The organism is Marinobacter sp. (assembly GCF_052094685.1).
Taxonomy (GTDB): Bacteria; Pseudomonadota; Gammaproteobacteria; order Pseudomonadales; family Oleiphilaceae; genus Marinobacter.
This window is the reverse complement of the sequence record NZ_JBQDKB010000072.1, coordinates 1-6,389: the sequence shown is the minus strand read 5'-3', so window position 1 is coordinate 6,389 and position 6,389 is coordinate 1. Positions and strand designations below refer to the sequence as shown.

General features: G+C 54.4%; 5 protein-coding genes and 1 pseudogene. 1 reads left to right on the top strand and 5 read right to left on the bottom strand.

Annotated elements, in window-relative coordinates:
• A partial coding sequence (locus tag ACTH3S_RS13585; protein WP_441809546.1) for a thiamine pyrophosphate-binding protein occupies positions 1-1,757 on the top strand: 1,757 nt, incomplete at its 5' end.
• Here ACTH3S_RS13585 and ACTH3S_RS13580 read toward each other — a convergent pair.
• The 5 genes and pseudogenes from ACTH3S_RS13580 to ACTH3S_RS13560 all read right to left on the bottom strand — a co-directional run.
• Positions 1,754-2,296, bottom strand: a complete 543-nt coding sequence (locus ACTH3S_RS13580; RefSeq protein WP_441809545.1) for a nitrous oxide reductase accessory protein NosL — start codon at positions 2,294-2,296, stop codon at positions 1,754-1,756. The genes ACTH3S_RS13585 and ACTH3S_RS13580 overlap by 4 nt on opposite strands.
• Before the next feature lie 13 nt (positions 2,297-2,309).
• Positions 2,310-3,140: an ABC transporter permease gene (locus ACTH3S_RS13575; protein WP_441809544.1), complete on the bottom strand. Its 831-nt coding sequence runs from the start codon at positions 3,138-3,140 to the stop codon at positions 2,310-2,312.
• Positions 3,137-4,069 (bottom strand): ABC transporter ATP-binding protein, encoded by a 933-nt coding sequence (locus ACTH3S_RS13570; RefSeq protein ID WP_441809543.1) that lies wholly within the window; start codon positions 4,067-4,069, stop codon positions 3,137-3,139. The genes ACTH3S_RS13575 and ACTH3S_RS13570 overlap by 4 nt, the downstream gene beginning before the upstream one ends.
• On the bottom strand, positions 4,069-5,334 hold the full coding sequence (locus ACTH3S_RS13565) for a nitrous oxide reductase family maturation protein NosD (protein WP_441809542.1): 1,266 nt from the start codon (positions 5,332-5,334) through the stop codon (positions 4,069-4,071). Before ACTH3S_RS13565 ends, ACTH3S_RS13570 begins: the two co-directional genes overlap by 1 nt.
• Before the next feature lie 209 nt (positions 5,335-5,543).
• Positions 5,544-6,389: pseudogene (locus ACTH3S_RS13560) on the bottom strand (TAT-dependent nitrous-oxide reductase); the annotation flags it as partial.

The window sequence follows — 6,389 nt, the reverse complement described above, 5'->3', positions numbered from 1 at the left end:
ACAATAACAACTGTCAGGGCAACTCCATGAAGAAAACCGGCGCCACTCTCGTTCGCCACGCACTGGAACAACTCGGCATACGCCGCACCTTTGGTATTCCGGGGGTGCACACCACGGAAATCTATGACGAGCTGAATCGCTCTGAAAGCATCGAGCCGACACTTGTCACCCATGAGGGTAGCGGTGCCTTCATGGCCGATGCCGTAAGCCGCACAGGTACAGAGCTAGGCACCATGTTGATCGTACCGGCTGCAGGCGTTACTCACGCGGCAAGCGGCATCGGCGAAGCCGGCATTGATGGCATACCCATGCTGATTATTTCTGGCGGGATTCATTCGGAATCTGGGCACCGCTACCAACTCCACGAGATGGATCAACACGCCCTGCTCAAACCGATCACCAAGAAAACCTGGCGCATTACCAACCACCGGGAAATTATCCCCACTCTTTACGAAGCTTACAACCTGGCAATGGGTGGTGAGCCGGGACCAGTCTTTATCGAGATACCGGTCAACATCAGTAATTTTTTGGGCGACGTTGACGACATGCCTCTTTACCAGGCACCGCCTGCACCCAAGCAGCCGGAACAGGCATTGGTGGACGCTGCAGCCCAGGCGCTGGTGCAAGCAACGCAGCCGGGCATTTTTGCTGGCTGGGGCTCGGTAGACGCACAGGCAGATCTAATTAAGCTGGCAGAACTGCTGGATGCGCCGGTTTCAACCACGCTGCAAGGGCTCAGCGCCTTCCCGGGCAACCACCCTTTGCATACCGGAATGGGCATGGGCAACTATGCGGTGCCTGCAGCAACAAATGCGTTCGCCAAGGTGGATTGTCTACTGGCAATTGGTACTCGGTTCTCAGAGATCCCCACCGGCAGCTACGGCATTAACCCTCCGGCAAGTCTGATTCACCTAGACATCAACCCAGAGGTTTTCAGCGCCAACTACCCTGCCAGCCACACCATTGAAGGCGACGCCAGAATTACTGTGCCGGCGCTACTGAAAGCCGTAAAGGCGCTAAAGTCGACCCCGGCTAATACCGGCATCCAGGAACAGATTGCTAAAGACAAAGCGGCATACAAGAAAGAGTGGCGGGATCATGACAGCGGCGATCGGGTGAACCCAGAGCTGTTTTTCAGCAACCTGCGTGAGCGCCTAAGTGACGACGCAATTGTTGTCGCAGACGACGGCAACCATACGTTTTTGGCCGCAGAGTTAATGCCCATACTGGGTGCCCGAAATTACATGTCACCCAGCGATTTCAACGCCATGGGTTACTGTGTTCCCGGCGCTATCGGGGCCAAACTGGCCAACCCCAAGCGCCAGGTAGTGGGCATTGTGGGCGACGGTGCATTGCTGATGACTGGCATGGAGCTGGTAACGGCTGCGCGCCTGCAAGTGGGCGTGATCATTTTTATATTTAACGATGGCGAACTGTCGCAGATCGCCCAAGCCCAGCAGATTCCTTACAACCAGAAGACCTGCACAGTGCTCGGCACAGTGAACTACGAGGCTTTGGCTAAAGCCTGTGGCGTTGAATTCGTTTCGCTTTCGGGCAACCAGGATATTTCTGAAAGCCTGGAGATTGCGCTGCAAAAGTCAGCAGCCGGACAGCCTGTTCTGGTGGATGTGCGCATTGATTATTCGAAACCGACACGGTTTACCAAGGGCGTTGTGAAGACAAACCTTGCCCGGATGGAGACCCGGGACAAGTTTCGGATTGTGGGGCGCGCCCTTTGGAGGAAGGTTCGGCCTTAGTGGCTCATATCTCCGTGCATATCACCCATGGGCATCTCCGTATTCAGGTGCTCCAGGGTGATGGCGTCATACTGCAAAACCTCACCACCATGCTCCATCATGAAGTCATGGGCAGCCGATTCTTCAGAGAACGATGCCAGTGTCTGGCCCATGGCCCCCTTACGCTCAGAACCAACCACGTAAACGGCCTCGCGGGCATCGATCAAGGCGGCGTCGTCTGGGCTGGCCCATTCGGTTTGGCTCATGTCGTGCACATACAGCGTGTGCTTGCGCACCACGTTCTCTGGCTGCAGCGCCCAGGCAAACATGTCTCGGGTGGAGCAAAACTTGTGAACGGTTTGTTCTTTCTCAGTAATCACTTCGCCTTTCGGCCCAGGGAACCGAGTGACGGCCATGCCACATACGTGACACTCATCGGCAGATTCAAAATGTACCGGAGCCGGCTTTTCAGTGACTTTTTCGGTTTCGCCAGAGCACCCACTCAGGAATACTGCGAACATCAGCAAGGCAGGCAAGATTTTAAAACCAAACGATTTCATCAACATCTCCGGATCAAATGCGACGGCGACGGAACAGTGCCCAGGCGCCGGTTAAAGGAATAACAAACCAAAGTACCAGCGCCAACCAAAGCCCCGATGGGCCAATGGGTAAATCTGCGCCTAAGCTCAGAACACCGCTAAGCTGCGCGCCATCACTGAACGTGACGATGTTCAACAAACGGTATATGTCCGTGGGGTTGAGCAGCAGAAGCCAAGGCAACAAATCCGGGTTGAATTCGCCCTGGCTGGCAACCAATGTGCCCAGCAGCATCAAGTCGAAAACCAACACAAAGAAAAACCAAATGGCCAAGGCCAAGCCCGCTGCTACCGGCTTCTCACTTACCCGCACGCTCACCACATAAGCTAAAGCAATGAAGCCCCAGCCAAGCAGTGTGGTAGACACGATAAAGCGCAGCATGGCAACGGCAAGCGCACCCACAGCCACATCCTCTACCAGCAAGGCAATGGCCACGCCCGCCACACCAAAGCCAATCAGCGTAGCCAACGCCAACGTGAGCCCGTGACCAAGAAACTTGCCGAATAACAACTGCCCACGACTCAGAGGGTAGGTCATTAGCAGTAACAGCGTGCCACCCTCCTCCTCTCCTACAATGGCGTCGTAGGCCAGTAGCAAAGCAATCAGCGGGATCAGGAAAATACCCAAGCTGGCAAGGCTGGCAATCGTCGCTGGGGTGGACGCATAACCCACCTGGCCAGAAGCGGCTGCGCCAAACCAAGCAATGCCTAACGCAAGCGTGGCGAACACCAAGGCGATGGCAATCAGCCAACGGTTCCGAAAGCTGTCGCTGAGCTCCTTACGGGCGATGGTCCAAATACTGTTCATTGGGCACCTCCACGATGAGCAAGGCCGCCGGAGCCGATAAAGTGTACGTACACATCCTCCAGCGTTGGCTGGTAGATGCCCAGATCACGCACTTCGCCAGACGCCACCAGAGTTTCGACCAGCGCCATTTTTTCCGTTGATCGAACATCCACATGCAGGCGCCCGTTGTCGTGCCGCATCATCAAACCAGCTGAAGCCTGGGCGCTGTTAACGACTTTTTCCAAAGCGGCCACAGTGGTTTCCGGTTCAATAGAGAGCGTGATAGGCATGTTCGCCTGCCGGCGTAGTGAGGGAAGATCCCCCACGGCTTTCAAACTGCCGTCGGTCAGTATCGCGGCTCGGTCTATGTAGGGTTCCACACCCGGCAACACATGGGAGCATAAAACAATGCCGGTGCCTTCATCGCGCAACCTGCGCAGCAACCGATAAAGATCCGCGGTGGCCACAGGGTCTAGCCCCACCGTGGGCTCGTCCAGCATCAACAAACGAGGTTTTCCGAGCAAAGCCTGGGCAAGCCCTAGGCGCTGTCGCATGCCCTTGGAGTAGGTTTTCACCCGGGTATCCATGGCATCTTCCAGCCCCACCTGGCTCAGTAGCGCAGGCACCTGACGCAGATTCGCGCCTTTCAGCCGGGCAAAGTGCGCAAGAATTTCGCGGCCGGTAAGCTGCGGATAAAACATCACGTTTTCAGGCAAATAACCGATGTGCTGACTGATGCGAGGGTCACCCGCTTCACCATCCAACACCGACACCTTGCCTTGGGACGGAGTCATCAAACCCAGAATCAGTTTGATACTGGTGGTTTTGCCGGCGCCGTTGTGGCCGAACAACCCAAGAATTTCTCCGGGCTCAAGACGCAGGTCAACGCCGTTCAATACCAGCGCCTTATCGTACCGGTAGCTCACATTCTCAAGACGAAAACAGCTCATCAGGACTCCGGTTGTAAGATTTTGGGCGGGCTCATCAACGGGTGTGAATCACTCACACCCGCAGATTTGACCACAGGAAAAGCTTCCTGAACCCAGCGCAGAGTATCCACCGCTGGGCTGAACATCAGAATCTTGGCTTCTGGGTAAGTCCACAACAGTCGATCAACATTGTCGTTTGGCTCATAAGACACATCGCCAATACCGTCTTGGTTGCGATCCCAACCTAAGTAATCACTCCAGAAGTTGCCCTCGCCATCCTTCGACCACTCCTGAGTGCGCAAAGCCACATACTTCACCTGGCGCTGATTATTGATAAACGCATTGCTGAAAACCTCATTGTCTTCCGACCCTGCAGTCAGGTGAATGCCCACACCGCTGTCCCGGAACACATTGCTCTCAAAGGTGTTATACAAAGAGTTGTAAATAAACACTGCCTTGCCTTCTGCACCTGAAATAGACACGCCGGCAGTCTGCCCCTGCGACACCCCGGAAACTACATTGCCCCGTAGCACCGACTGGGTAATAAAATTCATCAGAATGCCGTAGTTCTGATCGTTCTCAGAGCGGTTGTTAATCACCGTAAGCCGCTTGCTCTGCATCAACGCATAACCGGTACGGGTGCCGCGAGTGACATTGCCTTCCAGAAGGTTATCCATGGAATACATATAGTGAATGCCATAGCGCAGATCCGACATAGTGTTGTTGCGAATCTCATTGCCGTTGGACGTTTCAATATAAATAGCATCCCGCGTCTCGCGGATATCGTTCCCCTCAATCAACGCCCCGGTTGTATTGAACAGATGAATGCCGTTCCCTCGATCGTTCGGGCGCACTGTCGCATCGCCGCGAATGGCATTGTTCCTAACCGTCACATTTGGCGTCGCATCCAACCAAACACCAAACGCCGACCCTTGCAGGTCGCTATTCTCAATCGTTGTGCTGCGAGCCTCCCGGGCAATAAACACCCCGGCGTTCATCTCATTCAAATCCGTACCCCAGTTCCGGATACGGCAACCAGACAGGGTTACACCCTCTGCCTGAATCTCAACTGCATTCCCTTCGCCCCCGCCATCAATCAACGTGTCCGGAGAACAGGCAACCGTTACCCCCTGCACCCTGATAGCAAACGGCGAAACAGTTTCAGAAGGGAGCTCAAACGTAGCGCCAGGCTCCATTTCATCCAGCTGTTGCTGAATATCGGCCTGGGCGGTCAGCGATAGCAAAGCGACTGTCAGGGCCGCCCCTAAACGCAAAATGTGGTGCATCAAATAGTTTCTCGAACTGAAAGCGACTGCCAATTTCGGGCAAGAGACTGGGAGAGCGCTTTCCAAAACTGTGCGTAGCCATGGATGGCGGAGCCAAGCGTACACGGACGTATTCACAGCGTGTTTTGGAAGGGGCTCTTCCTGTGTATTGCTTCTAAAAAGTCAGAAAAACCGGAGCCCCATACAGAACTCCGATTTTAAACGCTAAATCAGGCCTTCTCTACCAACATCCGACCCGTCATCTCCATGTGCAGAGCGTGACAGAACCAGTTGCAGTAGTACCAGTGAACGCCCGGTTTCTCCGCAACGAAGGTAACCGAAGACGTCTGCTGAGGGCTGATCTCCATGCTCACACCATGGTTTACCATAGAGAAACCGTGAGTCACATCCTCAATGGTATCCTGGTTGGTAACATACACCGTTACCTCATCGCCCTGTTTAACCTTAAATTCAGTCAGGCCATACATAGGCGCCACCGACGTCATGTAAACGCGAACTTTATTACCGTCGCGAATCACCTTGTTGTCGAATTCAAGCGTAATGCCGTCCTTCTCTGCCTGAGCACGCGCAGAGGCAAACGACGGATCGTCACGGGTGTACACTTTCTTAGTCTTGATCTGATCACGGCGAACCATGATGCAATCATGCGGCTCAGCGAACGCGGGGCCATCGTGAACCAGCTTCATTTCCTTGCCAGAAATATCGATCAGCTGATCGTTCTCTGGGTGCAACGGGCCTACTGGCAAGAAGCGGTCCTTCGAGAACTTAGACAGCACAACCAACCATTTGCCATCGGCATCACGAGTCTCGGTAAGCGTTGCGTGGTTGTGGCCTGGCTGATAATGCACATCCAGCTTCTGGCGCAGGTAGTTTACGTCTTCGCCATTGTAATGCTTGATGGCATCCGCAATGTCCCACTTGGCTACCTGACTATCGATAAACAACGTGGTGTACGCATTGCCACGACCATCAAAGGTGGTGTGCAAAGGCCCAAGACCCAACTCTGGTTCAGCGACAACCGTATCGCGCAGCTCAATCTTATCGTCGAACAGATC

What these genes read in the sequence shown, in the direction of transcription:
- ACTH3S_RS13575 (WP_441809544.1), bottom strand. Translation starts at nt 3,140, where the DNA reads ATGAACAGTATTTGGACCATCGCCCGTAAGGAGCTCAGCGACAGCTTT.
- ACTH3S_RS13570 (WP_441809543.1), bottom strand. Translation starts at nt 4,069, where the DNA reads ATGAGCTGTTTTCGTCTTGAGAATGTGAGCTACCGGTACGATAAGGCG.
- ACTH3S_RS13565 (WP_441809542.1), bottom strand. Translation starts at nt 5,334, where the DNA reads ATGCACCACATTTTGCGTTTAGGGGCGGCCCTGACAGTCGCTTTGCTA.
- ACTH3S_RS13580 (WP_441809545.1), bottom strand. Translation starts at nt 2,296, where the DNA reads ATGAAATCGTTTGGTTTTAAAATCTTGCCTGCCTTGCTGATGTTCGCA.